This window comes from Caballeronia sp. LjRoot34 (genome assembly GCF_964253815.1).
Lineage (GTDB): Bacteria > Pseudomonadota > Gammaproteobacteria > Burkholderiales > Burkholderiaceae > Caballeronia.
The window spans coordinates 1-26,302 of sequence record NZ_CAXUSB020000010.1 but is presented as its reverse complement, the minus strand read 5'-3'; the positions used below and the strand labels follow the sequence as shown (position 1 = coordinate 26,302).

General features: G+C 57.6%; 31 protein-coding genes and 1 pseudogene. 14 read left to right on the top strand and 18 right to left on the bottom strand.

Features of this window, described 5'->3' with window-relative positions; translation table 11 throughout:
- Positions 1-11 precede the first annotated feature (11 nt).
- Positions 12-1,250: a hypothetical protein gene (locus ACSQ36_RS45810; RefSeq protein WP_436187427.1), complete on the bottom strand. Its 1,239-nt coding sequence runs from the start codon at positions 1,248-1,250 to the stop codon at positions 12-14.
- 396 nt (positions 1,251-1,646) lie between these two features.
- Positions 1,647-2,501 (bottom strand): nuclease-related domain-containing protein, encoded by an 855-nt coding sequence (locus ACSQ36_RS45805; RefSeq protein WP_436187426.1) that lies wholly within the window; start codon positions 2,499-2,501, stop codon positions 1,647-1,649.
- Positions 2,502-2,832: 331 nt separating this feature from the next.
- Here ACSQ36_RS45805 and ACSQ36_RS45800 point away from each other — a divergent pair, with 331 nt between their 5' ends.
- The 11 genes from ACSQ36_RS45800 (at position 2,833) to ACSQ36_RS45750 (ending at position 13,209) form a co-directional block, all read left to right on the top strand.
- Positions 2,833-3,153 carry a hypothetical protein gene (locus ACSQ36_RS45800; protein WP_436187425.1) on the top strand — a complete coding sequence of 107 codons (321 nt, stop codon included), beginning with the start codon at positions 2,833-2,835 and terminating at the stop codon, positions 3,151-3,153.
- Between the two features lie 107 nt (positions 3,154-3,260).
- On the top strand, positions 3,261-3,698 hold the full coding sequence (locus ACSQ36_RS45795) for a hypothetical protein (RefSeq protein ID WP_436187424.1): 438 nt from the start codon (positions 3,261-3,263) through the stop codon (positions 3,696-3,698).
- 8 nt (positions 3,699-3,706) lie between these two features.
- Positions 3,707-4,516, top strand: coding sequence for a hypothetical protein (locus ACSQ36_RS45790; protein ID WP_436187423.1), 810 nt, complete (start codon positions 3,707-3,709; stop codon positions 4,514-4,516).
- Positions 4,517-4,526: 10 nt separating this feature from the next.
- The gene (locus ACSQ36_RS45785; protein ID WP_436187422.1) at positions 4,527-5,057 is read left to right on the top strand and encodes a single-stranded DNA-binding protein; all 531 of its coding nucleotides are present in this window, start codon (positions 4,527-4,529) and stop codon (positions 5,055-5,057) included.
- A gap of 254 nt (positions 5,058-5,311) precedes the next feature.
- Positions 5,312-6,616: a tyrosine-type recombinase/integrase gene (locus ACSQ36_RS45780; protein ID WP_436180688.1), complete on the top strand. Its 1,305-nt coding sequence runs from the start codon at positions 5,312-5,314 to the stop codon at positions 6,614-6,616.
- Entirely contained in the window at positions 6,534-8,147 is a 1,614-nt protein-coding gene (locus tag ACSQ36_RS45775; protein ID WP_436180689.1) for a tyrosine-type recombinase/integrase, read from the top strand. Before ACSQ36_RS45780 ends, ACSQ36_RS45775 begins: the two co-directional genes overlap by 83 nt.
- A 106-nt stretch (positions 8,148-8,253) precedes the next feature.
- On the top strand, positions 8,254-10,146 hold the full coding sequence (locus ACSQ36_RS45770) for an integrase (protein ID WP_436180690.1): 1,893 nt from the start codon (positions 8,254-8,256) through the stop codon (positions 10,144-10,146).
- Positions 10,124-10,543: a hypothetical protein gene (locus tag ACSQ36_RS45765; protein WP_436180691.1), complete on the top strand. Its 420-nt coding sequence runs from the start codon at positions 10,124-10,126 to the stop codon at positions 10,541-10,543. Before ACSQ36_RS45770 ends, ACSQ36_RS45765 begins: the two co-directional genes overlap by 23 nt.
- Entirely contained in the window at positions 10,503-11,210 is a 708-nt protein-coding gene (locus tag ACSQ36_RS45760; RefSeq protein WP_436180692.1) for a hypothetical protein, read from the top strand. Before ACSQ36_RS45765 ends, ACSQ36_RS45760 begins: the two co-directional genes overlap by 41 nt.
- A 580-nt stretch (positions 11,211-11,790) precedes the next feature.
- On the top strand, positions 11,791-12,882 hold the full coding sequence (locus ACSQ36_RS45755; RefSeq protein WP_436187421.1) for a primase-helicase zinc-binding domain-containing protein: 1,092 nt from the start codon (positions 11,791-11,793) through the stop codon (positions 12,880-12,882).
- A 102-nt stretch (positions 12,883-12,984) separates the two neighbouring features.
- Complete coding sequence (locus ACSQ36_RS45750) at positions 12,985-13,209, top strand: hypothetical protein (RefSeq protein WP_436187420.1); 225 nt, start codon at positions 12,985-12,987, stop codon at positions 13,207-13,209.
- Positions 13,210-13,269: 60 nt separating this feature from the next.
- Here ACSQ36_RS45750 and ACSQ36_RS45745 read toward each other — a convergent pair whose 3' ends face one another.
- The 4 genes from ACSQ36_RS45745 to ACSQ36_RS45730 form a co-directional block, all read right to left on the bottom strand.
- A complete protein-coding gene (locus tag ACSQ36_RS45745) occupies positions 13,270-13,530 on the bottom strand; it encodes a hypothetical protein (protein ID WP_436187419.1) in 261 nt (86 codons plus the stop codon).
- Positions 13,530-13,670 (bottom strand): hypothetical protein, encoded by a 141-nt coding sequence (locus ACSQ36_RS45740; protein WP_414967935.1) that lies wholly within the window; start codon positions 13,668-13,670, stop codon positions 13,530-13,532. The genes ACSQ36_RS45745 and ACSQ36_RS45740 overlap by 1 nt, the downstream gene beginning before the upstream one ends.
- A 91-nt stretch (positions 13,671-13,761) precedes the next feature.
- On the bottom strand, positions 13,762-14,109 hold the full coding sequence (locus ACSQ36_RS45735; protein WP_436187418.1) for a hypothetical protein: 348 nt from the start codon (positions 14,107-14,109) through the stop codon (positions 13,762-13,764).
- Entirely contained in the window at positions 14,106-15,125 is a 1,020-nt protein-coding gene (locus tag ACSQ36_RS45730; RefSeq protein WP_436187417.1) for a PRTRC system protein D, read from the bottom strand. The genes ACSQ36_RS45735 and ACSQ36_RS45730 overlap by 4 nt, the downstream gene beginning before the upstream one ends.
- Before the next feature lie 1,298 nt (positions 15,126-16,423).
- Here ACSQ36_RS45730 and ACSQ36_RS45725 point away from each other — a divergent pair.
- The 3 genes and pseudogenes from ACSQ36_RS45725 to ACSQ36_RS45715 form a co-directional block, all read left to right on the top strand.
- Positions 16,424-17,557, top strand: coding sequence for an integrase domain-containing protein (locus tag ACSQ36_RS45725; protein ID WP_436187416.1), 1,134 nt, complete (start codon positions 16,424-16,426; stop codon positions 17,555-17,557).
- A gap of 154 nt (positions 17,558-17,711) precedes the next feature.
- On the top strand, positions 17,712-18,257 hold the full coding sequence (locus tag ACSQ36_RS45720; protein WP_436187415.1) for a hypothetical protein: 546 nt from the start codon (positions 17,712-17,714) through the stop codon (positions 18,255-18,257).
- A 119-nt stretch (positions 18,258-18,376) separates the two neighbouring features.
- Positions 18,377-18,487: pseudogene (locus tag ACSQ36_RS45715) on the top strand (helix-turn-helix domain-containing protein); the annotation flags it as partial.
- 367 nt (positions 18,488-18,854) lie between these two features.
- Here ACSQ36_RS45715 and ACSQ36_RS45710 read toward each other — a convergent pair.
- From ACSQ36_RS45710 to ACSQ36_RS45655, 12 genes are all read right to left on the bottom strand, one after another.
- Positions 18,855-18,998 (bottom strand): hypothetical protein, encoded by a 144-nt coding sequence (locus ACSQ36_RS45710; protein WP_414967940.1) that lies wholly within the window; start codon positions 18,996-18,998, stop codon positions 18,855-18,857.
- Positions 18,999-19,085: 87 nt separating this feature from the next.
- Positions 19,086-19,766, bottom strand: coding sequence for a Lar family restriction alleviation protein (locus ACSQ36_RS45705; RefSeq protein WP_414967941.1), 681 nt, complete (start codon positions 19,764-19,766; stop codon positions 19,086-19,088).
- A gap of 117 nt (positions 19,767-19,883) precedes the next feature.
- Positions 19,884-20,273 carry a DUF7682 family zinc-binding protein gene (locus ACSQ36_RS45700; protein WP_213766540.1) on the bottom strand — a complete coding sequence of 130 codons (390 nt, stop codon included), beginning with the start codon at positions 20,271-20,273 and terminating at the stop codon, positions 19,884-19,886.
- Between the two features lie 14 nt (positions 20,274-20,287).
- On the bottom strand, positions 20,288-20,656 hold the full coding sequence (locus ACSQ36_RS45695; RefSeq protein ID WP_436187414.1) for a hypothetical protein: 369 nt from the start codon (positions 20,654-20,656) through the stop codon (positions 20,288-20,290).
- Positions 20,657-20,732: 76 nt separating this feature from the next.
- A complete protein-coding gene (locus tag ACSQ36_RS45690; RefSeq protein ID WP_436187413.1) occupies positions 20,733-21,686 on the bottom strand; it encodes a phage Gp37/Gp68 family protein in 954 nt (317 codons plus the stop codon).
- Positions 21,683-22,270, bottom strand: coding sequence for a hypothetical protein (locus ACSQ36_RS45685; RefSeq protein ID WP_436187412.1), 588 nt, complete (start codon positions 22,268-22,270; stop codon positions 21,683-21,685). The genes ACSQ36_RS45690 and ACSQ36_RS45685 overlap by 4 nt, the downstream gene beginning before the upstream one ends.
- Before the next feature lie 21 nt (positions 22,271-22,291).
- Positions 22,292-22,792: a hypothetical protein gene (locus tag ACSQ36_RS45680; protein WP_436187411.1), complete on the bottom strand. Its 501-nt coding sequence runs from the start codon at positions 22,790-22,792 to the stop codon at positions 22,292-22,294.
- A gap of 70 nt (positions 22,793-22,862) precedes the next feature.
- On the bottom strand, positions 22,863-24,074 hold the full coding sequence (locus tag ACSQ36_RS45675; protein WP_436187410.1) for a DUF1173 family protein: 1,212 nt from the start codon (positions 24,072-24,074) through the stop codon (positions 22,863-22,865).
- Between the two features lie 34 nt (positions 24,075-24,108).
- The gene (locus tag ACSQ36_RS45670; protein ID WP_436187409.1) at positions 24,109-24,378 is read right to left on the bottom strand and encodes a hypothetical protein; all 270 of its coding nucleotides are present in this window, start codon (positions 24,376-24,378) and stop codon (positions 24,109-24,111) included.
- 15 nt (positions 24,379-24,393) lie between these two features.
- The gene (locus ACSQ36_RS45665; RefSeq protein ID WP_436187408.1) at positions 24,394-25,092 is read right to left on the bottom strand and encodes a hypothetical protein; all 699 of its coding nucleotides are present in this window, start codon (positions 25,090-25,092) and stop codon (positions 24,394-24,396) included.
- Positions 25,093-25,107: 15 nt separating this feature from the next.
- Positions 25,108-25,584: a hypothetical protein gene (locus tag ACSQ36_RS45660; protein ID WP_436187407.1), complete on the bottom strand. Its 477-nt coding sequence runs from the start codon at positions 25,582-25,584 to the stop codon at positions 25,108-25,110.
- A 3-nt stretch (positions 25,585-25,587) separates the two neighbouring features.
- Positions 25,588-26,001 (bottom strand): hypothetical protein, encoded by a 414-nt coding sequence (locus ACSQ36_RS45655; RefSeq protein ID WP_436187406.1) that lies wholly within the window; start codon positions 25,999-26,001, stop codon positions 25,588-25,590.
- Between the last annotated feature and the right edge of the window lie 301 nt (positions 26,002-26,302).

The window sequence follows — 26,302 nt, the reverse complement described above, 5'->3', positions numbered from 1 at the left end:
CGGTGGTCCGATCAGGCTTGCTTGAAGTTGGCGGCCGCTTCGATCTCTGCGAGAAATTTCTGTACCGTGTCGACCAGTGCCTGAAACGTGGGTCGGTATCGGACGGTATCGCCATCGGCCAGGACCGCAAGCTGCGTCAACGTGAAATTCGCCGAAAACTTGGACCAGTCTTGTAATAGTTCGTCGAGTTGGCGTTGTGCCTTGGCCCCCGCATCGATCTCTGCGCGCAGCGCGCGTTTGTTTTCTTCGAGGGTCTGGTACTCGTTCTCCGCCGCGGCAAGCTTTTCTTTGGCGGCGGCCAACTCGTCGAGTTTGGCTCGTATGGCGTTTTCCATATTCACGATGCCGTCGGGCATCTTTTCGACGATCTTCTCTACCTGGATTTCTTTTGGCCCAGCCAACTCGTGCTCGGCGATCTGTGCCGTGAGCCGGCCGACTTCATTCGTCAGGTCCGACACAGTCTTCTGCATGGCTGACATGGACGCGCTGCGGCGAGCACCGTCAGAATGAGCTTGGGCGAGTTCTTCGTTACGCGCGGCCTGGGCCCGTTTGAGCGTCTGGATTTCTTCTTGCAGCCGACGGTTCTCGCGCTCGAAGTCGCTTGCCTTGCCCACGCTCGCGGCGACCTCGGTTTCCATGGCGTCGAGGCTATCGTCCTTGACTCGCAGCTGGGCCTTCAACTGCTCACGGCTCTTGATCAACGCGCTGATTTCGGCCCGCGTCATGTTCGAGTCTGCCTTGCGAGCTTCCACGACTGCCGCAACGTCCTCGTCGGTAATGGACTCCTTGAGCAGCAGCGATAACTCACTGATTTTCAGCACATCCAATGCATCCGAGTTATCGGAAAACTTGCTGTAGCAGTTCATGTAGAGGCGCGTCGAACTACGCTTGAGCGCGAAAGCCTGCTGGATGAAATCAAAGGCATTGCGCGCAGCACGGTTGCGCACGGCCCTTGTATCGCCATGGTCAGTAATCTGCTCGGTCTGCGCGAGGTTAAAAATCTCGTACATGTGAGCGCCCAGCAGGATCAATTCACGCGTGATTCGATCGCGTGAGGCCTTGATTTGCAGCGCGGCATGCACGACGTTGCCAATAAACTCGGCATTGGTCGTGCCGAATACGTCATGCGCTGTCTTCAGCAAAACTTCTGCTGAAGCAGAGGCCGGGTCTGGAAGCTCGAAATCAAATTCGAGGTCGCTATCGAGCGACTTCGTCTCTATAACGGCGAGGTGCTTCTGCGGCTTACTCATATGTTCTCCAGTACTTAGGTTCGGCACGTCGAAGGGTGACGACCAGATCGCCCGTTGATGGCCAGATTACGCCGCCATTCGAGGCGGAGCGGGCCGAAAGGCTGCGATTTTCATGCAGCTTTCGCCGCACACATGCGTGCTCGCGGCTATCGCACAAGTAGTCCTGCATACCGTCGCGGCCAAGGGGCGGTGCCCTGGGCAAACATGCTCGACGTGGGCTGACTGCGTCGATTGCGAGATCGATCAGGTTTGCGCATAGTCCATAACGCAGTACTTTGCGCACCCGGCGAAAGGCCAAGAAAAAGCCACGGCTTTTTTGGCTAGCAGTCGTCTTATCGGCCAACCTTCGGAGAAATTTATGGTAATTGTAAATTTTTAGAAAGAAATTGGTAGGGTTCACGGCGAGAGGCGTACGCGTTCTTGGTGACGCTCAATCGCGCCGGGCGCCAGATCGGCGTACATGAGCACACCGTCTTTAGCCCGCCGGACGTCCACAGGTCGCCTGCTGCCGAACTTCTGGCGCTCGGTGCGCAACCATTGCGCGAGGCTGGCCACCTTGATGAGGTTGAGGGGCAAGGTCGGATCGATCGCCACGTTCTCGGTCGTAAAGACGCCGGCGTGACTCACGGGCCAGAACGGCGGCAACTGGTTTCGGAGAAACGCGACTTTCGAGCGGTTCTGCGCGAGCGGCGACTTGCGAAGCTCGCGCGTGCCATCGAACATGGTCCGAACCAGCCGGTCATCAGACTCGGACGCCGAGATGTGACCGGACCAGTTCTTGGTCTCGAAGACGAACACGCCGAACGGGGTAATGGCGAGGTGGTCGATCTCCGCGGTCGGGAAGGCCGTCCCCGGGGCGTGCTCGACGATGAGCGCACCCTCGAGCAGATAGAAATCCTGGCCGCAGAGTTGAGGCAGCACTTCGAGCAGCGCCGCATGTGTACGCTGCTCGCCGAGTTCGCCGGATTGCTGAGCTCGGGTGGGCGGCAGGGCCGACCCGTTGTTCGGATTGCGACCTGCTCGTCGACTTTTTCGGGTTACGCGCCAAGCGATATAGAGGGGCCCGCTGCGATGATGATGAACGAAAAGGACATGAGAACTCCTGCTGTAGGTATAAGCACAGCCTGTCAGCTCTAAACCGAAGTCAAGACACCGCAACCCGGAAAGCTTCGTTTTTTCGCGAGCTTTCTGGGTTTTGACCTTCAACATGTTGGAGCGAAGGGCACCTAAAGCGGTTTTTGCGATGAACATCCGCCGTGCGCCAAAGAACCATTGCGATTGAAAGCGGCCGTGATTTCGTGAGCATTGAGGCGCACGTGCGCCTGCCACGCGCGTAATCTGTGTCTATCCCCGCGTTCCCCACGCATCGATCCGCGAAAACTCGGCTCTCGCCGTGCGCGCCTTCCGCGCGCTTCGCCATCCAGTCTCTCTTTTTGCCCGCCGAACGCTTTCGCCACGTCTTGCTCTGAGTCGTGACGAAAGCGCCTCTCCGCGCGCCGGCTTTCCCTGCTCGTCTCGAGCATCGAAATCGCTAGACCTCATCTAGCCAGCCCCTTGTGCGTTAATTTTTCTGGAGAGAAAAATGCCGGATCACTCTTTTGAATTTTCACCGAAGTTGTTGTTGAAGCTGCTTGCAGCAAGTTTTCTGCTTTACATCGCCGCGCAGTCTTTCTTCGTCGCGATTTTCGTCATGCTCGCTGTTGGCACGTACATCAAGAAAAAGATCTCGAAAGCCAAGTCGGATAGTGCTCCGCTTGACGCGAAGAACGCTCCGGCTGCTGCGGCGCCGATTCAATCGGCGGCAGTTCCACCGCAGCCGCAACCGATTCAAGCCGCAGTTCCGAAGCGTCAATACGCAAAGTCTGCGGTTGTGATTCCTTTAAAAACCGGCACCGACGATTAGTCGAACGCCGTCATCGCTGGATCTCCCTCGGGAGGTCCAGCACCTTCACCCCAACGGGAACCCATCCCGTTCAGGGGCATGGGATTTCCGTTTTACGGAGCAATCTCATGCAAACGAACGTGGCTGCATGGCAGCTCGACATGTTCGGCGGCGAAGCTGCAATCGTCGTCACACCTTCGAAGCCGGACCCGCTTCCCGATCCGATTGACTGGAGTCAGGACATTCGCGACCAGATGGCAGACGCACTGATCGACCTGGCAACAGATAGTCGACGCGGCGACAAGATGCCCGAGTCGTTGATGGACTGTTGTGTGCTGCTCAGCGACCGCCTCAGGCCAAAGCAGAAAGCTCGGTTCGAGATGGAAGACTACAGGGCGACCCTCGGCTGGATCATGGAGTTCTGGAATGGTGCCGTGTCCTACGACTATGTGTGCCGCGTCAACGGCGTCGATCCCGAGTTTCTTCAAGAAATCATCCTTAACAATCCGCTGCTCAAGCGTGATATGGAAGAGGTGCGTCGTAACTGCTTCGGCACGTTGCTGTAGGAGCGGCCATGTTGAATTCAACTCTTGGTCGCCTCTTCGGTGGCATCTTTGCGTCAACTTCCACTGGTGCTCGCGCGCAAGCGCAACAACCTACTTCTCCTCCTCCCGCAAAGGCGCAACCCGCCGTAGTCGGGCAGGGTGGTGCCAATGAGCGGCACGTGACTATCGACGGTATGCCCGTGCTGTTTCGTGATGAGGGCGATGTCGTGGTGCAGTTCACGCCCGCATTCGAGTACGCCCTGCAAGAGACGACGTGCGGGATGAAGCTCATTCCGTCTTTGACGCCACATTGGGAAATGTGCGAGGAGCATTGTTGTTCGATGACGCAAGCAGTCGTGAACGCGATCCAGGCCGGGGGGCAACAACCTCGTCAAGCCGACATCGCCAAGGAAAGCGGTCCTCACTTCAGTGAGAAACCGGCGATTGTCCGTAGCTCGTCCGTCAGCCAACCCGCGGTGCCGGAAAGCCCTGCTCGTTTCAAAGAGCCGCGCGAACAGCATCGTCACGAAGGCGCTACTTATGGACGCATTGTCGAGTGGGGGGAGAAGACGTTCCCCGATCGCAAGCGTCCAGGGAAAACCTACGATTCTTTTGCGCTCACGCTTCAGACGCGTACCAGCAGGCGTGACCTGCAGGGCGAAGGTCTGAAGGACGCAATAGCGGAGGTCAGCGCGAGCATTGGCGATCAGGTCGAGGTTCGGCGACTCGGAAAAATAAAGGTCCCGGCTGTCGATGAGTTGGGCCATCCGAAGTTGGACGGAACCGGACGGCAGATCCTTTGGGACAAGTGGGAATGGTCAATCAAGAAGAAATCTTAAGGAGCTTTATATGGCATCGGTAAACAAGGTCATCCTCGTTGGTAACCTCGGCGCGGACCCAGAGACGCGGTATCTCCCAAGCGGTGACGCTGTTTCCAACATTCGACTGGCAACGACAGATCGCTTCAAGGACAAGACGTCCGGCGAGATGAAGGAGCTGACCGAGTGGCATCGTGTTTCGTTCTTCGGCCGGCTCGCGGAGATCGTGAACGAGTACTTGAAGAAAGGCTCGTCGGTGTACATCGAAGGCCGCATCCGTACGCGAAAATACACGGACCAGGCCGGCGTCGAAAAATACGCAACCGAGATCGTGGCCGAACAGATGCAGATGTTGGGCAATCGTGCCTCCGGAGACAGAAGCGAGCGCTCCGGCGAACGCGATGACTTCAATGCACATGATCGTACGGGTTCAACCAGTCGCGCTCCGGCTGGCCGTAGACCTTCTCAGCCAGCGCAGTCGGCACAACCGGCGGCACCAACAGGTGGTAGCTATGGCGGTGGCGGAGGTTTTGCAGACATGGATGACGATATTCCGTTCTGAATTCCCGTAACCAAAAAGTGTAAACATCAACCCCGCCTTTGTGCGGGGTTTTCCTTTTTCTATCTGCGCTTTACGGCCTCTGAACATCCGCAACATTTGCCGTAGGGGTACCGCGGCGATCGCTGGTTTTGTGTTGGTAACACTTACCGTCAACGGATTGACTTCGGATAGGCCATGGGCGGGCATTCGCAGGGTCCTGGCTCGGAAAAACTGTAAAGATCGTCTATGTTGGATTCAGGCATTGGGAGATATCCATGAATGCTCGATTCCACGTAGTGACGGTCCTGCACCCGAGCGGCGAGCGTCTGCCGATCCTGCTCGATGCCGAGCGGCAGCCAGTCACCTGGATTAACGTATATCTGATACAGCGTTTGCGCCTTAGGCTATCTGTGAACAGTCTGGTCAAGACGCTGCGTGTGCTTGGCTACTTGTGGGTGTGGGCGTATCAGGAAGGATTTCCGCTTGAGGCGCGCTTACGATCTGGACAAGGCCTGACGCAAGAAGAAATCTTCGGTCGGCTTCATCCATGGCTACGGCGCAACTTCCTGACGACAGGGAAAGTCCGCAAACTCGTGGTCTCACCTGCCACGACCGCATTCCGGTTGAGCGTTGTCGCGCAATGTGTCGTGTGGCATCTTGAGTGCTCAATGTCAGCGATGTCCGTAGGCAGCTCGGAAATCCCCGACATGCGCGAAAAGTTGCTGCTTATGAAGCGTAGCTTCGCGAGCGCAGCGCGGGTGCGCATACCGTCTGCCGTCCACGCGGCGCCGTTGTCCGCCGATCGGTTGCAACGGCTGCTGCAGATCTGCCATCCAGACTCTCCCGACAATCCGTGGAAAACGCCCTATCGCCAACGCAACTTCCTGATCGTACTGATCATGGTTACTTTGGGCGTGCGGCGAGGGGAGTTGCTCAAGCTACGGGTTTCGGATTGCCGCCTGTCCCGAGCGATCCCGGAAATTCGCGTTGAACGTTCACCCGATGATCCCTCTGATCCACGAATCAACGAGCCGCAGGTCAAGACCGAGCCTAGACATCTTCCTTGCGATTCATCACTCGCTCGATCCCTTAACGAGTACATCTGCAGGACGCGCAGGACCATTCCCGGTGCCAACAAAAGCCCGTTCTTGTTCCTGAGTCGAAGCGGTCAGCCGATGAGCCTCATGCGCGTGAACGGGCTGCTCGATCAAGTTGCTGCTGTTCATCCTGAATACGACGACCTGCATGCGCATTGTCTGCGAAGCACATGCGCCATGAACTTCCGGAAAACAGGATTGGATAGCGGCTTGGATGAGGAGCGTGTCGAGAAGGACATGATGTACTTCTTCGGCTGGCGCTCATCAAGTTCGATGAGGCCGTACATTGATGCCGCAATCAGGCGGGAGTCGTGTCAGATCAGTTTGGGGTATCAAGCAGCGTTCTTTGGCCAGTCAAACGTCGGGGCGTCATGTGACGAACAGTCAAGTGAATCAGGCTATGGCCGCGCGTCTGCGCCAGTTCGGATTACCTCAATTGCCCGATTACATCGTCGATCGGGACGGTCGCAGGATGGACCTTAGTGGCCTCGTTTGGAAGTTCAATGTCGCAACCGAGCACATAGCTGTCGATTGGTCGGGTCTCACGGTTTGGAACTTGCACGTGATCTATGCGGTGCGACGTTGGGCGATCCTGCTGCTGACACAATTGTCTGGCAACACCGTTGCGATCGAGATCGACGCCGTCCTTGGCGCGCTGCATGGTCGGCCAAACGACGTTGACACCGCGTCGGCCGAATTAAGAGGAGTGTGGCACGAACTGTCGGCTATCGATGAGCCCTTGCGCTTGAGGAGTGCAATGCGCGTATTGATGGAGAAGGCAATTCAGTGCTTGCGTGCGCGCAAGGCGATGGACGATTTTTACGTACTGCGCAACTGGTACACCTGGTGTTCAGAAACACTAGACTGCCTTGGTTTCGACGAGGAATTTGCGCTGGAACTGGACGACGTCCGGATTCCGGCTCGACCGTCCCGCATGGCCGTTGAACTTGAAGACCCGGACTGCGGCCCGCTTTGGGATACCGAGGTAACGATATTGCGTCGTGCGTTGCTTGAGGACGGATCCATGTCGCGGGTACATGTGATGCAGCGTGCTGCAGTCGCGTTGAGTCTTGCCTATGGTCGCAATCCTGCCAACTTCTGTCTGCTACGGGAGGCAGATCTGCAGAATATCCTGAAGGGATTTGACGTACCGGAGCAATGGACATTGGTGGTGCCAAGGATCAAGAAGACGGGTATCGGTGCCCGCCAGGCCTTTATTGAAGAGGGCGTGAGCGGCGAGCTAGCCGGTCATTTGCAATCGCTTGTGGCGTCCAACAGTTCGATTGACTGCGGCGCCTGCCCCCGACCACTCTTCATGCGTAGTGAAGTTGACCACTGGCGTCAGTCCACCGGCGTCTGTGAGTACGGCTATCACATCACGGTCCAGCAATTCCGCATCCTCATCAAACAGTTCGCGGTGCGGATGAATCTGGTATCGCCGCGCACAGGACGCGCGCTTCACATCACCTCTCGTCGACTGCGGTACACGTTTGCAACGTCGATGGTCGAACTGGGCGTCTCACGGCGAGTGTTGGCTTCGATGCTCGATCACTCGGATACGCAGCATGTCCAGGTCTACTACTCGCTCAAAGGAAAGCGTCTAACCAAAATATTGGACCGTGCAGCGGCGCTGAAAATAGCGCCGTTGATGAAGCTCTTTCGTGGAACGTTGGTGCCTTCTGCCGAGTCCGCCGTGAACGGCTCGAACCCAGAAAAAAGCGTCCGATTTGTAGGCGACATATCAGCGGTACCGCCTGTTGAGATCGGAGCGTGTGGTCAGGATCGGCTCTGCGCGCTTGATCCGCCGTTCTCGTGCTATCTCTGCCCGAAATTCCAGCCATATGTAGAAGCCGATCATCAGGCCGTTCTGAACGAACTGCTGGCGAGTCGCGAGTACCGGCAAACAAAGTATGGTTTGCGTCTCTCGATTCAGCTCGACGATGTTATCTACGCGGTTGCTCAAGTCGTCCGCGAGGTTGATGAATATGTTGGCAGGAAAGGTCATCAGACGTAAGTCGATGGCGGCGCCGACCTGCGCGGTTGGCATGCCGTCGGCAAACTGGGTCATCAATCGTGAGACGCTCGTGTCAAGAGCGAGGGCTGCCGTCCCGTTCCCGGGGGTGCTCTGGGAAGATGCAACTTGGGACGTGACGCGCGCGTATGAGCACCGCACGCGTGCGTATAAAGCGGATACGCCAGCGCAGCGATTGCTGTTCACGCATCACAGCCGCACACCTCGCAACGTCGGTGCACCACTAAGCGGTTCGTTTGGTGATGTAGTCAAGGCACTTGTCTGCCTGAGACACCGTCAACGAGGCCAGTTAGCAAGCAGCCACATGGTATTTGTGCGGGCCACGCGTTACGTGGTCGAGGCAATGGCGGATCGAGCCGATGATATCGGTGACTTGACGGCCGATCATCTTGACGTTGCGGCAGCGGTACTCTTTGCCCGCGAACGGCAATCATCGGCCTACAAGGTCGTGGGGCACATGGAAGAGTTCGCCGACATGCTGGATCGTAACGGTTTGTGCCGCCTGAGGCTCGATTGGCGATACCGGCGGAAAATTCGTCCTCGTTTCCGATCAGATGCGCGGCGCTTGGAAGATGAGGAAACAACATCGGGTCGTTATAGCCGTCTGCCGGACGAACAAGCTATACAGGCAATAGGTGCGCTTTACCAAGGCATTGAGCGTAATGCCGCTCCAACCGATCCTGCAAGCGCCGATCGCATCATGGTGCTGATTGCGACGGTGATGGTCTGCACCGGCTTGCGCGTGGGGGAAATGCTGACGCTACCGGAGCGCCCCGTTTCGGTGGCTGAAGACGGCAGCAAGGTTCTTCGCTATGCGCGCTTGAAGGGCCGCGCTGACGACGTAACCGTCGATTGGCAGCTTAAGCCTTTGCTAACAGAAACGGAAAGACTGGTAGAAGAGGTGTTGGCGGAACTGCATGAGGCGACAGAGGGTGCGCGAGACGTTGCGCGTCAATATGCGTCAACCGGAGAGTTGCTATCTACTGTGCCATCCGAGGCTGACCTTGATAGCGTGGCGTTGCCCGCAATGATTGGATTGCGAAGCAAAAACGTCGCCCAGTTCCTGCAGGCCCGAAAGATTGCGTACAGGATCGTGGAAGGAAGGATACGGTTCAGCCGCGCTGATTTGCTCAAGGGCCTGGAGCTTGATCACTGGGCGTTGCCGACCATACCGGGCGCGCTGGGGTCTGGATTGGCGTTGCATGAGGCGCTATGCGTGGTCTATGCAAACCAGATGCACCGCGGTACCAAGACCACTCTGTTGTATGCGGCGCGCCCCATCACCGATCAGAGTGTTAGCGACTTCCTTGGTGGGCGAGGCGAATGTTCCTCGATCTTCGAGCGCAGTCGGATCGTGTGCGATGACGGAGCACAGATCGACATCCGCTCGCATGGATTCCGCCACTTCCTGAATCATATGCTCGACGAAGGTGGTGCCCCCGATCTCGTCCAGACAAAGTGGTTTGGCCGCAAGCATGCAGCTGATACAGGGGCGTACCAGCATTCGAGCCCAGCAGAAAGAGTTGCGCACGTCGTCAGCGAGATTATGGGTGGTCGTATGAAAGGGGCGGTACCCGATATCGTCGGCGTGCTTCCCGTCAATCGCGCCCGGACGTTTCTCGTTGCACGGATCCATGCAGTTCACGATGTCGGTCCGGGCATGTGCCTGCACGACTTCCAGATGTCGCCGTGTCCGCGTCATTTGCAGTGCGCGGACAACTGCGACGACTACTTATGGCTGAAGCACGACGAGTCGCGTTTAGACGAACTCAAGCGACAAGCGGCCGTCGTCTTCGTAAGCCTAAAAAATGTCCAAGGTCAAATCGATGACAAGGCGCTGGTTGAGCCGGACTGGATACGACATTTGCGCACCCGGTACGACCAACTGATGGTTCAATTGGCGATGCTGGACTTCGTTGAAGCGGACCTTGTGCGCTATATCGACCGACGAGGACATAATGACAAAAGCGATCCGTGCTAACGTAAAACTCAGCGAGCGCAAGGCAGCGGGCATCATCGCTGAACTTGAGCGTTGGAGAGACGGCGAGCTTGGTACGAAGCTGACTTGGGAACGGATAGAGGCGTTCTCAGGGTTCACTCGACAGGCGTTGAGCCGGCATCCCCTGATCGTTACTGCCTACCAGACGGCAAAAGGCGCGCTCGTGACTCCTCATCGACGATCGCGCTCACGCTCGCGGAATGAAGAGCTCTTATATCTTGACCAGACAATCGAGGATTTGCGGGCGGAGCTCAGGCGTTATGAGTTACTGGAGCAAAAATGGCTCGAACGTTGGCAATGCATTGCCTATCATTGTTCGCGTCGCGGACTGAACATTGATGAGTTCGACCGTCCGATCGACACACAAGCAAGACGATAACGGGGCAACCACCTATCTCTCAATCGACGCAAATATGCGCGCACCAAAGAATCAGTTGCCCAGTGTTGCCCGACGTCTGCGAGCGGGTCAAATGCTCGTGGCCGGCGAAACCATTGACTCTGTTTCACGCCAGCTTGGCATCTCGGCTGCGAGCGCAAAGCGCTATAGGGCGATCATCGACGTCGGTGGACTAGACGCATTGGAAACCATGGGCGTTGGTGGCAGGAAATCCGCGCTCAACGCGGAGGCACTTGAATGGATTGCTGATTCGCTTCGTGGCTCGCCAGCCGCCTTCGGCTTCGACTCTGATCAATGGACCGATGGACGTCTCAAGTCAGTAATTCGGGATCGGTTCGGCACTGACTTCTCCCGGGTGTATGTCAGACAAATCATGATCGATTTGGGCTTTGCTGACCGACTGAAAATCCGACGAGGCAAAACGACGACTTCGCGCTCTCGAGTTCTCACGCCGGAAGCGCTCTCATGGATTGCCGCGGCGTTGCGACACTCTCCGAAGGTCGAAGGTCTTGACGGAGAGCGCTGGACTAACGAGCGACTGAGGGTCGCGATAGAAAACCGTTTAGGTGTTCGGTACTCGCGCATGCACGTCTGGAAGATAGCAACCGAGCTTGGTCTATCGCATTTAATCAGCAAGGCGAGGAAATGACGGCGCTAATTCCTGCCCACTCAGCATAGTTGCTGCGACAGACGACTTATTGGAATGATGGGGAGTCGTTTTAAAAGACAGTACAAAATCTCAACCATTCGCCCGGAACGGAGGGCGACGGACCAATTAAACTCAGCTTTATACCCCGCGCTAACGCGCATCGACGAAGAGGCTTCACGGAAGCCCAAGTTGACGATTCATGCAGGTCCCTACGGGCCATGCCGCGCGCGACAGACGCCCGCGGCCAATGTTTACGACAATACGAAATAGAACCGTTCCGTCAGGTCTATGCACGCGCAGCGTGGTCACTGATCTGATCCCGAACGTACTCACCGTCGCTCCCGTATAACCTCACCTTTCGTCGTCTAGCGCATCCATTTCGGATGCGCGGGGCGGCGCTCTCCCTTCTCCTGTTTGACTTCTTCCGCTTCATAGCGCATTCGCGCATGCCTTTTGAGTAACGCCCCTTGCTGAAAAAAGCCGTTCCGCGCCTTTGTGCGCCCGGACCTCTTTTTTGAGCACGGTTTCTCCGCCTGTCTCAGGCATCGACCTCAACCCACTTCCTAAACTGGAGTGACATATGAATGCTAAGGACTTAAAGCTGTCGCCAGCTCAGTGGCTTGCGTTACTCCAGAAGTATGGAGTGCCGCAAAGCGCGCTGACTGGCAAGGCTGCACCATGTCCAATCTGCGGCGGGAACGACCGCTTCACCTACGATAACAATCGCGGCCGCGGCGATTGGGTATGCCGCAAGTGCGACAAGGGCAACCCGAAAGCAGCCGACGGTCTTGAATTGATCTGCAAGGTCGCCGGCATCACGTTTTTTGAGCTGATGGTTGAGCTCGAGGGCGGCACGCTTGCGGAAGCTCGCACGCGTGCTGCGCGCATGCCTTCCGATGCGGCCATACCGAAGAGGAAAGCTGACGCGCAATGGATTGCGGCAAAGCTGAATTCTTCCTGGGCTCGGGCGCTGCCTTTGTCGGGGTCCGACCTGGCGTCTCGCTACCTTCAGGCGCGCGTGCCGGGCTTATCGGTACAGCCATCGGCTGCGTTGCGCTTAGGCATGCTGGATTACTGGCACGAGAAGAAGGTGATCGGACAGTGGCCGGGGATTCTTGCTCGGTTCACATTGCCAGATGGACGGCTCGGCACCTTGCATCGCACGTTCCTCGAGCGGTCGCGGCCGGAGAAGGCCGCGATCGTGTCCGCTGATGGCGAGATCCTCGACGCCAAGCTGAACGACCTGACCTTGAACAAGCTCAACGGCGGTGCCGTACGGCTCATGGACCCGGTCAATGGCGAGATAGGCGTGGCCGAAGGGCTGGAAACGGCCTACGCCGCTCACATGCAGTTCGGTGTACCGGTCTGGTATTGCCTGAACCGCATTTTGCTGGCGGACTTCGCGGTGCCAGAAGGTTTGGGTATTCGCGTGGTCCACGTCTTCGCCGACTTTGATGCCGTCGATCAGCGCACGAAGCAGTCTCCTGGCATGGCAGCCGCATTGCACCTAGCGAAACGTCTGCGCGCCGAAGGCTACACCGTGATCATTCACCGTCCGAAAAGAAGGGAAACCGACTTCGCCGACGAATGGTTTGCATCGCATGCGGTGGTAGCAGCACCGGCGTTAGCCGTTCGGCGTGGGATCAGCGGTCGATCTGCATTGCCTGCTTGATTACGCGGGGTTTTCCTCGCGCATATTTTTTAAACCACCCGGTGGGGATTCGTCCCCGCCGGGGCCGCATTCCGCCGGGCTTTTCCTTTAGGGGAGTTGGAAATGAGCTTCAGCGTCAAGGTGGGTCGGTTTGAAATCATTGCCACGTCGGGTAGGAAGAACGGATCTGTTCCGGTCTCGAAGTCGGAGGCAGAAGAGTTCGACGTACTCGAACGCAGGAAGGCCGGTCGTGTGGAGCGCGCGCGACGAGGCCTGACCTTTGAAACCGCTGTCACGTATTGCGTGCAGCGAATTGCAGGTGCAAAGGGAGAAATCCTGCTGCACTAAACGTGAAGAAAAAACCCGGCAATTTTGCCGGGTTTTTTTTCGCCCCTACCAAACGCGTCATCAGCGGCGCAGGAAAACGTTCCAGAACTTCATGAAGACCCAGAAGCCCCGCGCGAACAAGACGTACACCTTCCAGACATTCCACGCCCACGACCACGCTGCGAAAAACACCAACGTCATCCACTTGCCGGCATCCGAGTATCCGAAGCCGAGAAAACTCACGGTCATGAGCAGGTAGAACACTGCGCCGAGAATCCCGCGGCGAACCACAAAGGGCAGCGCCATAAAGCGATTGAAAAGTGCAACGGCGATCTCTTGCATTACTTGCCCGCACGGTGGGTTGCAAATGCGCGGCCGAATAACACGGCAGCGTTCCAGGCCGAGACTGCTGCGCCAACCAGCAGCCAGAATCGCGCTGCGCGTGTCCAATCGAGTTGCATCAGCGAATCGAAGAATTCCATGTGAAGCTCCTTTAGGGAAGGCATCGAATCCCGATGCCGATAACCCATCTTGGCAGGTCCTGCGCGAAGTCAAGCATGCGGACCTGTAGCGCTAAAACCCTGCAAACTGGTCTGCAATCGCGTCGACCTGAAAGCGGCTCAGTGCGTCATTGGGGGGCGGCTCCACGTCGAGGGCCGTGGAATCACGCGTGGCCGCACGCTCGACGACCACACTCACTCTCGTTGGATTTTCAGCTTCCTGTTCGAACGGCGATCGCGTGATGGGTGGCCCCGCCTCTGGACCGGGTACGGTACTGCCGACGCCGCGCACGTGATCGTCAGCAAGCCGCTTGAAAACGCCAGCCCGCGCCCGCGGATTGGGAATCTCCATCAGCCTGCGGTATAGATCAGGAAACATCTCTTCATCGATTGTTACCTTGATGTCGAGCTTGCCCGTCACGCAATCGCCCCTGCCTGCTTACGCTCACGCGCCAAGGTAGCTTCTCCCACGATGAGGAAGCCTTTGACGTTCGCGAAGCAGGGTGTTTCGAGGACATCGAGTTGCACGCGGGGAAAGGCTGCTCGAATGGCCGGTTCGTAGAGCGCGGCGCCACCACCGGTCAGCACAATCGAGCGCAGGTCGGCCGTGCGCCCGACCTTGTTCTGCATGTCCTTGACCGTGGACAGGATCACCGCCTGCGACTGTTCGAGCAGTGGGCGCAGGTCGACGTCCTTGCCGTAGAACAGCAACGGTTTCTTTTCCCGCAAGCATTTGTCGATGCGCTCGATGTCGTCGGTCGGTTCATCTTCCTGTTTTGATATCAACGACGCGATGCGCTGGTAGATCTGCGAGGCGCCACCTGGCGCACCACCGCTGCGGCGATCGATCATCGTGAAGCCGCTGGCCACCACCCAGTCGGTCGTGAAGTATCCGACATCGATGACCAGGTGCGCATTCTCGCGGTCGAAGCGATCGCCGCCATACTCGGAGAAGGAAACCAGTGAGCCAAGCGGCTGCGGCACGACCTTCACGCTGCCGACACGGACGGGGCCGTGACCGAAATTCAGCGTGCCCGTGAACCGGTCGCGCAGATCCGCGGAATACTTGGTGATGCTGTGAACGGGAAGGCCGAGGACCATACGGTCAACCTCGGTCATGCCGGCGAAGTGCAGCGATCCGCCGAGCAGCGCAGCGTAGTTTGGCGTGAGGCAAAAGTCTTCCGACAACGTGCGGCCAGCGTTGCCATATGCGGAGGACAGTTCGACACCGGGGCCGACTTCGTAGGTGGTGCCGTCCACTTCGATCGGTGCGACTTTCCGGGAGGCGAATACGCCTTGTCCATATCCCGAGACTGCATCGCTGACCGCAAGCGGTGCGAGCGATGGGAACATCTGCGTGGCGATATCCGAGCCCATGCGAAACGCGCTTTTGGTGTTGCCGTATCCGACGTCTGCTGCGAAAACTGATGCTTTCAAAATACTCTCCGGGTTGAGCGAAGCTCAGAGACCGTCAGTGCATCTGACAGATATCTGATACTTAAGTGTTAGATAAATAGCAGCAACGATGCACCCGTTTTCGAACCTCATTTGTATCTGACAGTTATCTGCTACTTATCTGACAGATAGGAGGCACGGCTTCGATGCTTCGTTATTCGAAGCAGCAGTTATCTGATAGATATCTGTCAGATAACTGCCACAACGACGATTGCTACGAGGACCACTGTATCGAGCGTAGGGAGAAGTCAAGGCACCGAAAGCTCAGTACATTCAGCGATCTTTCGCGAGCCCCAAATAGGGCATGTCGCTATATCCTCGCTTTTACACACCGCGCCACAGGCGCATCGACCACGAAGTTGTATGAAAAGGGAAGGCGCATGCCTTGCGTTTTTCCCTCTTGTCCACGGCCGCACAGTGATGCGGCCTTTTTCTGAATCAAATCAAAAGCACCGTGAGCTACATTGAGGACAACGGACAGGCGATATCCATTGGGTTTGCGGGCAGTTCAGCCCCTATGAGCGCATTGAGACGCTGTGTTTGCGGACAGTCGGACAGTAATCGACACCACAAAGACGTCGCTCGAATGCGCATGGACTCACCCTTTAAGCATACGAAGCTGAGCGCGTTGCACGAAGCCCGATACACAGCGGCGAAGTGAACGTGCTTAAGGGTGGGGGAACGAGCGATCCACAAGGCATAGCTCGTCCCTGTACGGAAGACGAACGGTAGGCGCAGCCGTAAAAAGAAATGCGCAAAAAGCATTACCGAGTGACCGAACGGTGTAGCTGATCGCAATCGCGATAGCACGCAACGACGCAGATGGATGCGTCTAGGCCGACGCGGTAGCCGTAGCAGCCGCATAGCCGGGTTGAAGAGCGTGATGCTCGACCACTCGACCAACGACAGCAGCGCACGGCCGCATCAGCGACAGTGGTTTCCGCGATGGCGGGGCCGGTTCGCGGATCCGGAGGTGGCGGCAGGTCAGGAGGCGATCTGTACGCGTGAGCGTAATGGATCGGCAGCAGGCAGCAGGACAGTCGAACACGTTTCTTCCACGTGTTGGGTTGATCGAATGGAATCGCTAAAGGACAGGAAGGTACGGCCCGGCGGGGTACGCAAGCGCAGCGCGATCGAGCGACGGGGATAGGCTCCCGACCGGCTCTCGCGAAGCGCGCAAAACAGAAGGCGAGCTGTGGTCAGTGACCACGTATTTAATCTTGCGTGCAGGGATCGCTTGGCGCGCTGCTGCATGCACGAGATTTGGAGAGGGATGATCAGTGGCTGCGATTTTGAATGTATCAGCCTTACTTCGAGGCTATCAGTTGCCGTCGGATTTCAAGGGCGCACTTGAGCGGCTTCTCTTAGACCACGTCGATCAGGTTCACAGTCACACGCGGATCAGCAAAAAGTCCTTATCGATTAAGACGCAAGAGTTCCGGGCGCGCGCAATCTGCAAGGCCTTCGAAGAATTGCGTAAGAACGGGCATCCGCTGCAATACCCGCAGTCCCTGAAAACAAAACACGTGCAATTCCTTGTTGATCTCTGGGTCCGTCAAGGGCAGACGGGCGGAACGATAGAAAACAAGTTGACTTACCTGCGTGCGCTTGCCCAGTGGATGGGAAAGTTCAACATGATCGGCACACTTGGTGACTACGCCGATCGCGAAGAGCATGGGTTGGTCAGGTCCTACGTGGCGCTCGAAGATAAGTCGTGGGAGGGCAATGGCGTCGACGCGGTCGCGGTCATCGAACAGGTGGGTCGCACGGACGCCAGCGTTGCAGTCCAACTCAAGTTGCAGGCGGCGTTCGGCCTGAGGGTGGAAGAGAGTTTTATGCTGAGGCCGCAGGATGCGGTGCGCAGCGAGGATTTTTTGAACGTTACGCATGGAACGAAAGGCGGTCGCGCGCGCGTCGTTCCGCTTGAATTGAAGTATGCAGTCCTCGAAGAGGCCGCGCGTCTAATGAATCCCTATACCGGTACAACGATGCGGCACGGGTTGACGAAGAAGCAGTGGCGGAATCTTTATTACCGGGTGTTGAAAAACCACGGAATCACGGACAAGGGGCTTGGCGTAACGAGTCACGGGCTCCGACACCAATACCTCCAACAAATGTACGAGCGGATAACGAGCGTTCCGGCACCGGTGAAAGGTTCAGATGAACGGGCGGACCGCGACACTCATCGCGCTGCGATGCAGCGTGTCGTGGAGGCGGCGGGCCATAGCCGTGCGTCGAAAGCGAATGCGTATCTTTCGACCCATCGGGTTCAGGCAGCAAAGCAGACGCCGAAAGTGACGCTCGAGCAAGCTGATGCGGCGCTTGCGAAGGCGCTCGGTAACAAGAGTCACGCAGCGACAGCCTTGGGCATCTCGCGGCAGTCGCTTTATCGGCTATTGGCTCAAATGAATTGATCTGTTTCGGGATGGTCGGCGAACGGATCTGTAAGAGCAACTATCGGACGGTACAGGTGTTCTGGCGCCGGGCCGCGGGAGCAACGGCAGTTTGTTTCATCAAGCAGGGCAGTTCATTCACATTTACAACTCGATAAATTAAGAGGTCGTAGCAATGGAAGACCGTATCTACACGAACAAAGAATTAGCCGACATTATTGCGCTCGGCCTTGATCGCACATCGCTTTCAGCGTGGCCATTGGTGACGCCACCTGTGTGCGCGGCAGAGCTCGAGAACCTGCGTAGCGATGAGCAAGCCGATGCAAAAGAGATTGCGGATTTTGCAGGCACGCGTAGGGGAATCCGGACTACGTGGGGTTTCGTGACGGCGACCATGGATGACGACGATCTGAAGAGCCTTAAGATTCATATCGAAAGCGATCCCTGGTTTGCGGACTCGAATTCAAACTCGGGTATCTACCTCAGCGACATTGTTCAGGTTGATCTAGAGCGTGCCATCGAAGCTGACCTGGAAGCGTTGAGCGCTGCGGGTGCGGAATGGACGGATATCGGTTCTGTGTACGTGGCCGGCGAGCTATACATATTGGATGGCGCCTCTTTATCTCGGATTGCCGCGTCCCTTGCCAGCGTATTTCGGCGCATTGATATAGCGGCGCTTATTAGTCGGGCGAAAGACGGTGCCGCAAACGCCGGGAAGTGACGAAACGACCCTAAAACCGCTTTGACCTTTCCTATCATTGTGTCGATCGCTGCTGAGGCGCTGATGCAATCGGAGACGCAAGCGGACAACGCGAGAGACCGACGGTAAGCCCGCAAGAGGCTTCCTCGGCGTTGGTGGCGGCCGGCGGAAACAAGAGCCACGCGGCGGCAGCACTTGGCATCTCGCGCCAGGCGCTCTATCGCCTGTTGGCTACGAAAACTGAGGCTTGAGTGAGCGAGGGCAAGCGAACCAGGAAAAGTTCGCTTGCCGGTTCGACCGAGTGCAAGCCTCTTCCTTCAGGCAGAGGATAAGAGTGCGGACGGCAAGCCGTCCTTGACAACGTTAAAGCAGCGAGGTCCGCCCACAATGGGTGCTCCCGGAGAAAGCGAAACGAATATGCGCAAAATCGCGCCCCGCGGAGCGTTCAACATGTTGGACTGTAAAATTGACCCTCAAAAGAAACAAAAGGGTTTTATTTTCAATGGCTTAGGTCTTAATTGCTTGAATATCTAGGTGCACCAGATCTGCCAGATTTTCCTAGATATTGCGTCGCGTGAACCACGTGGCATCAAAACGTATCTCAAAAAGGGCTTTCGTCTACCGACCTGCCAGCCAGGCAAGGCGAGGATCGGTCATTGCGTGGTAGCTAACGATCATGCAGAGCAAGACAAACACTGCGAGCGGAAAGGCGACCTCTTCGCGACGGCAAAACAGACGACGAACGAATGCGATCGGGGACATGGGTAGCTCCTGGGTTGAGGCCATGCCGAATTGATGGCCTAAGCTCAGTTTGCCAATCGCAACGAGAAGTCAAGCAACCCAAGACGGCTACCAAGCGTTTCGCGACGGAAGATCGTCAACCGCAGCCGCAATGCGCGTTTCAAATGGGCAATGCTCAATACCCGGGCGCGCTGCGATGCGCGGAAACTGCACAGACTCCACGCCGTCGATGTAGATGAACTTCACATGCTGCACGAGTCGGCGATAACGCGATGCGTCATGCAAGATGGGATCGATGGGCCAGAAGTCGCTGATGTTGATCGTGCTGTCGCTGATCTTCTGCGCGAGCATGGAAAACAAAGGTCCACGAGTCTCCCAATCTTCCGTGTTGCGCGCGAGCAGGTCCATCACAAACGGCGAATCGAGAACCGATAGCTCTTTCCGAACCATGTCGAGAAGATCGCCTTCGATTGCTGGCGGCCTATTGACTCGCCTGTTCCAGATCTTGCCGGCCTTGGTCATTGCAGCGTCCTCGTCGTCGCCGACCGGAACCCAGGGCGTTTGCATGCCGCAATCGGGATCGGGACAGTAGATGCAGACGAGACGTTCTGTTTGAGGGGCACTGGGCGGGCGATGCTCAGTGTCTCCGAGCACGGGCGGGCCTTCGAAATTGCGCCCATACCTGGAGTAGTCGAACCCTTTTTCGCCGATTGTCGCTTTGACTCTTTGCGAATACCCGATCCTGAATGGGCCGTTGCAGTGGGGACAAGGAAAGAGTTCGTCGGTCATGGATGCGCGCAAAATTGGAGAGTGTTCGCGCGAATTATGCCGGATGATAAGAAGGGGCCAAAACAAAACAGTTCTGTTGCGCAAACGTTTCGTCGGGCAATGGGATCGAATTTGCGATCAGGCTCGACGGTCCGCCAGAAGGTTGTAGTCCTCATGGCTCACAATCCGCAACGGCGCGAGCGTCGGTGCGTCGAACAGAATGCGGTAGGAAAGTCCCACGGGGACAGAGAGAACGGCGCCGGCGGAGGCCTTCAGCGGCTTGCCTCGCAGCGCATAGGGATGGGTACCGCTGCGGACCTTTTCGAGAAGAGCTCGCGCCTCTCGTTGGACCGCTTTAAGGTGATTGACGGGGGAGAGGTCAATGCCGTCGGAAGCTGCGGCCAGTTGCTTGGCTTCGCGTCTAGCCTGTCGTTCCTGTTGCTCGTTCGCTTTGACTGCCTGCGCCGCTGCGCACGCATGGCAAAACTGACCTTTCCCGGTGTGGCCGCACTGAAACTTCCGCTTCATATTCCCTCCCCTCGCTAAGACTCGTGTTGGTCTTTTGATTGGATCACGGGCAGGCTGTGAGTCAAGTCATCTATCGCGACGCTTTGAGGTAGCTTTTCCGATTGCGCGCGGGTGGCATCGAGCTGCCCCGCCAGTTGCAAGATACGCTCGTTGGCTTGGGTGAGCCGTACTTGCAGGGAGTCGATGCTAGACAAGGCGAGGGCGTACTGGTCGCCGAGCATGGTGAGCGCCCAGAATGGCGACAGCGCCGCGCCACAATCGGAGCAGGTGACGATTCCACCGCGGGAATCGAGCTTTATGTGCCGATGCGTGCACTCGGAAGGGCGGTACGTCCGATCGTCCTTCGTGATGCGGATCCGACGAAATGGAAAGATATTGTTCATCGGTGCGCGCCCTGACTACGGCGAAGTTCGAGCCTGTGCATCGCATATCTTGAGGGCCGAGAGCGTCGTCGAATACTCATGCCGCTTGTCCGCCCGTCGGAAACCCGTCGTGTTGAAGGCCGGCCAGCAGCCGTCCACCGGCCTTCTTCCCGACGCGACGCATCAATACATCTCCGCGGCGAAAATGTCCGTCGGGTTGCCCGTTCGCTTTAACGATGCGCACCATATCGCGCCGTATGTCTGCGCCAAGATCGCCGCCGGAGACCACGTTGGTGACTTGCCATTCGCCCCACTGCTTGAACAGAAATGGCACGCCCGCGGCTGCGCATTGGTCTCGTAGAACATGTGCCCACGAAGGATGCATAGGGCGCGCACCGCGGCCGCTTTCTCCGCCAACGATGACCCAATCGAGAAGGTCGACGGACCTGGTCCGATATTCGTCTGGAAGCGACGAGAACGGATACCTTCCGCCCGACTTGGGTACGAGCCACTCCTTCGACAGATCGACCAGGCCAAGTAACGGCTCCATCGACAGAAAGCGCACCGGCGCTGGTAATTGCAGCAGCTTCGGAATGTCGCGATCGGCCTCTTCCTGATTCACCACTGTTGCGCCGATCCAGGCATTCGATGGCCAGCCACCCGGTTCGAGCCATGCGGCCGGCACCATGCCGCGCACGTTCCCAATACGCTTGGTCAAGAGCAGATGATCGAGATTTGGAGTCCGCTGAACGAACTGCCAGTGCCGCTCGCGCACGCCGGCCGGCGCAAACTTGTCGAACAAATCGGACATGCTGTTCGTGAAGACGCGGCGTCGCACGCCATCGGCAGCCGCCTTGCGATCCCATCGAATTAGATCGTTCCAGTGAGTTTCACCGAACTCGCGCTTCGGTGCGTCGTCGCCCCAACCATAGCCAAAGCGCTTAGCGAGCGCTTGCGCGTAGCAACCATCGCAGCCGGGGCTGATTTTGCTGCAACCCCAGTGGGTATTAAAGGTGTGATCGGTCCATTCGATACTGCTGTTCTCGCTCATGATTGGACCTTCGTCCCGCTACCAACGCTGCGGCCGGTCCCTTCTTCGTGGCCCGGTCGCATGTCGGTTTTTCCGAACAGCGCGCGATGCCAATTCGCACACGCCGCAGCGGTGGTGGTGATGTGGTGCTCGCTTTTCGCGAGGTCTCCGTCCGCGTGCTGGTGCAGTGCCTTTCCGGCGAGATAGCCCACGAGCCAAAACCAATCGGCTGGCGATTTACCTGCGTCACCTTTCTCGCTCCAGCGCTGACGCTGATGCTCGGCCTCAATACTCACGGCCCGGATAAAGTCGTCAGCTTGAGGCGTGTTGATGATCGCCTTCAGTCGGGCGATTTCGGCGAGGGCATCGCTTAATTCGTTTGGGCATTGTGCCGCCGCCGACCATCCGACGACACGGTGAGTGCTGACGCTCAACTCGTTGGGTGGCGCTTCGGTCTTGGCAATTACGATCGCATCCAATAGCTGTGGATGGTTCCGATCGAAGCCATCTTTGAACGCGTCCGGGGCGATAAGCTCAAGTGCATGTAGCAGTTCGGAACCGGCTAGGTGCAGTTGTAGGGGAAAAGCTTTTCGCTGCGTATCCACTGTGCTCACTCCTTTTTGATCTTACGGTTGCTCGGGAAGAGTGATTTCTTCGCGGCGAACGCTATCTACATCCCAGGTTGCTAGCGCGAGGGCTGTCGGCAGGTTGCGCCGATAAAAGGCCTCGACGATATCGAGGTACTCGCAGAACGATTCGTCCCGCGTGAAGGTGTCGCCGAGCGGCAGCTTCAGTACTCGCGAGTCGGCCGGGCTACCCGCCGCTGCGATGATGGCTGTCAGTGACTGCTGTTCGGGAAGCCACCAGCGGCTCCAGCGCAGAGCAAACTGAAACCAGCGTTGAGCGTTGGCAAGCTCCTTCCACGAAACCTGAACGTCGAGGATCGAGCCGAGAGAGCTGAAAAAGACCATGCGGATACGGCTGGCATTAGCAGCTGCGACCACGATCTCTTTGGGGCGTTCATCAGCGGTCGCGTTGGTGGTGGCGCAGGTGAGAGCTGGATAGCGCATCTGCCAATCGGCCGGACGAGCGATGGCACGCCTAAGCAGAAATGATCGATCATCCATGGTGGTTGGTTCCTCGGAAAGGCGCGCCCGGCTGAGCGCACCGTTCCAAGCTAGCAGCGAAATGGCGAAGTCAAGTCGCTCGAGGCAGGGACACCGTGTCGATATCGGCGGGCGGCGTCCATTCAACGACGCGTGTTTGCTTGCGGGTGTAGATCGCCTGCTTCTCTGCCTTGCGCGCGAGGTACTGAGCGTTCGATTCCATTCCGTAGACCTCGATAAAGGCTGGCGGGGATGTATCGCTCAGAATAAAGTCGGGGAGCACCTCGTCCGCTTCGGCAAAGCGCATGGGTTTTTCGAAACGGCGACGCTCAACTACCAGTCGATTCGCCATTTCAACTTCGTAGCTCGAATCGCATGGAATGAAAGCGCGGCTGCACAGTTGCGCGGCCAGGTCGACGATCCAGAGGTTGCCGTCTTTTGTCCGCTCGATGACTAGGACGGCAACGACTCGCGCATCAGATTTGCCGATCTGCGGCCACGCGTGGCGATACGACTTGGCGGCCGCATCGATGATCTCCGGTGCGGCATAGAAGGTTTCGTAGGTCTGGCGGATCTTTACAGCGAAACCGTACTTGGATTTTTCTACCGACTTCAATTCAGCGATGACGATGCCGCGCTCGGTGGCGGCGTCAGTGCGCGTAACGCGGGCAAGAAACGCGTCGAATTCCGCCTTGATCGTCGCGGCGGCGTCTTTCTCGTAAAGGCGCATCACATGAAGCACCTCCTGCGTCGGCTTGCCGTTAATCTTGCCGTCACCGAGTTGAGCCAAGACTTGAGCGTTACAGGTGCCCCAGTTGCGGTGCGTTCCGCCTGTCCAGTGGTTTAGCCGAGCATCGAGCCACAGGCGCTGCAGGAACGCGAGCAGCGGTGCCGCTTTTCGCGAGTGTGATCCGGTGCCGGCGGTCCCTGGACGTCGAGTGACGGCCCCCGCAGTCCGGATACTGAAGGACACATCCAGTTTGACGTCGAGCCCGTCGGACGTGATGCGGATGGCGTCGTCGGGATCTGGGCCGCCTTGGCTCTGCGAGGGCTTATCGGAAAAGAAAGGGCAGGTATCGCGATTGTGCAGAGGCCCTTCGTCTGGCCAGCGCGCAAGATGGAAGACGGTGCCGTGACGACGAACTACCAATCGAAGAGGGCGACCCGGGACGGGTCGCATGCATCCACAAACAGCATAGCCGGGAACGACCTTCGCTCGTCCGAGTCGCGTTGCGTAGCGAGCGGGATTGTCCTGAACGTCTTCGAGCGCTATGTTGTTTCCATCGAACGAAATAATGGGCATCTTCGCCGCCAAATGGGAGTTGTGCCTCGCGCGATCAGCACGCTGGCATTTCGTGAATGTCCGCGCGCGTTCCGAGCAGATTGGAAATCTGGCGCACGATGATGCAAAACTGCTCGCCGTGCGCGTGGCTCGGAAAGGCGACTGTCGTGCGGGACAGCATTCCGGGTGCGGCGTAGGCGCGTGATTTGACCGCGCCCACGCCGACCACGGCATCCAGCCAGCTATCGGGCAATCCTTTTGCTGGCTTTGCGCCGGCTCGCACGCCCGCCGGGCGCTGCGTGCAGTCGTGAAAAGAAATCTGCAAGTGCATCTTCTCGGCCTAGCTTAAGGTCGCCGATGATGCTTCCGAGGGCGTTGCTTCGCGTTCAACCTCGACGCGGCCGTCAGCCGATGTATTGATTAAGTGACGGATTCGCCGATGTGTATCGCGCACGAAGTGGTCTACGTGCCCGAGGCTGATTCCGAAGAACGGCAGGACGACGGTCACGATGATCAGTGTGAGCATAGAAATGCTCGTCCAAAGCTGAGCGAAAGCCTCGATCGTCTTTGCATTGGTGTTCGTCATCTGTGCCGCCAGGTGCGCCACGCTATCTGGATCCAGATAGGCACTGAGCGCCAGTAACCACACGAAGACCAAGGGCACGATGAGGCCTACGCGACCGATGGTAAGCAGAGCGACGCGCAAATAGTTGCTTGCCTGGGAAAAGTAGTTGCCAGGGCTCAGCCACGCATCCAGCTTGGCCCGGGCGTAGTCACTGTCCTTGATCGTGCCTGCGCGGACATCGTTCACGTAGATGATCCACGTGGTGGTGTCAGCCGCTTCAACGCGCTTGCGCAGCCTCCGTATGCCCATTCGCCTTGACAGTTCGAGCAGCGACGACACCAATACGATAGTTACCGCGACTATCCAGACAAAGCGTTCGGGATTGCCGTGCAAGAGCGCGGCAGCGATCGCGACAGGTCCCGAAAGAAGCGCGACGGTGCCCCAGTTTTCCGAGGGCAATAGCAAATTTTTCATGATTGAAATTCCATTTTAATTACGCGTTTTTGACAGGGCGTTCGTGCTGACGGCTGCCGGTGGGATGGATGTTGGTGGACGGCGCAGCAAAGCTAGTGCGCCTACGGAAGCCGTGAGGAAGTTCAAGCAGCAGAGAACCAGGAGCGCTATATGCACGGTGACAGAATTGAACGCCTCGGCTGTCTCCCGGCCCATCTGCGCGCGCCGCACACGGTCGGCATCAACGCCTGTTTGTAGGGCCGACATTGACGAAAAGCCTTGCGTTGCAAGAACCCGGGTAGATATGTCGGACGGCAGCTCCATCGCGATCTGGTAGACGGTGCCGCGCCGGACAGAAGAGACGGTCTCTGCAAGCGTTGCCAACTGGGTGGATTCCCGGCGCATCAGATTGACTTGAACGAAAAAGGAACCGAGCGCGCCGAGGCTTGCGAGCGCTAGAAGAACGAAGGCGAGAACGCGAGTTGATTTCATGGGAAGGGTTGTGAGGGCCATGTATCAGGTACCGGTTCGAATGCGACTGACCAACATGACGGCGCCGCAGGCAGACCCGAAGAAAGTAAATGTGGCGAGCGCGAGTAACACCAACGTAGTGCGTTGTGTTCGTTGGATCTCTACCGATCGAGTTTCCTCAGCGTCGGCGAGTTCTGCGCGTTGTGCCTGGAGGTTTTGCTCGAGCGCGCTCACCGAAGCGAAGCCGTACGTTTGCAACACAGTGGAGCGCACGTCGGTCGGCAGCGAACCCGCGATTTCAAGCAGAGCGTTGGTCTGTGCAACGACGGCGCTTCCAATGATGACTGGCGGGACGGATTGCTGTTTGCCCATCTGACCGGGGAGAATCACGATCGACGCTATGGAGGCAAAGCTGGCCAGCACGAGGATTGCGACGGCGAGGATCTGCTGGGTTTTCATCGGCGCGCGTTCGGTTCGTTGAAGAGGGTCGCGCTTGCGCGCGAGTGCTTCACGAATTCTCAGGTTGAACCGGAGGCGATAGGGCCACGAAACATACGCGAAATCATCGCTCTTTCCAGACTCAGGTTCTTGCGCGTGGCAAAGGCCGTTCGCGAAGACTACCGGTAACCCAAGGCTCGAAAGCTATATGGTTTTCGCGAGCTTTCTGGGTTATGGCCTTCAACATGTTGAACGCACGAGGTCTGAAAACCTCGTTGATGCAACATCGGCGATCGCGACTCAAGCCCCGACCACGCGGGCC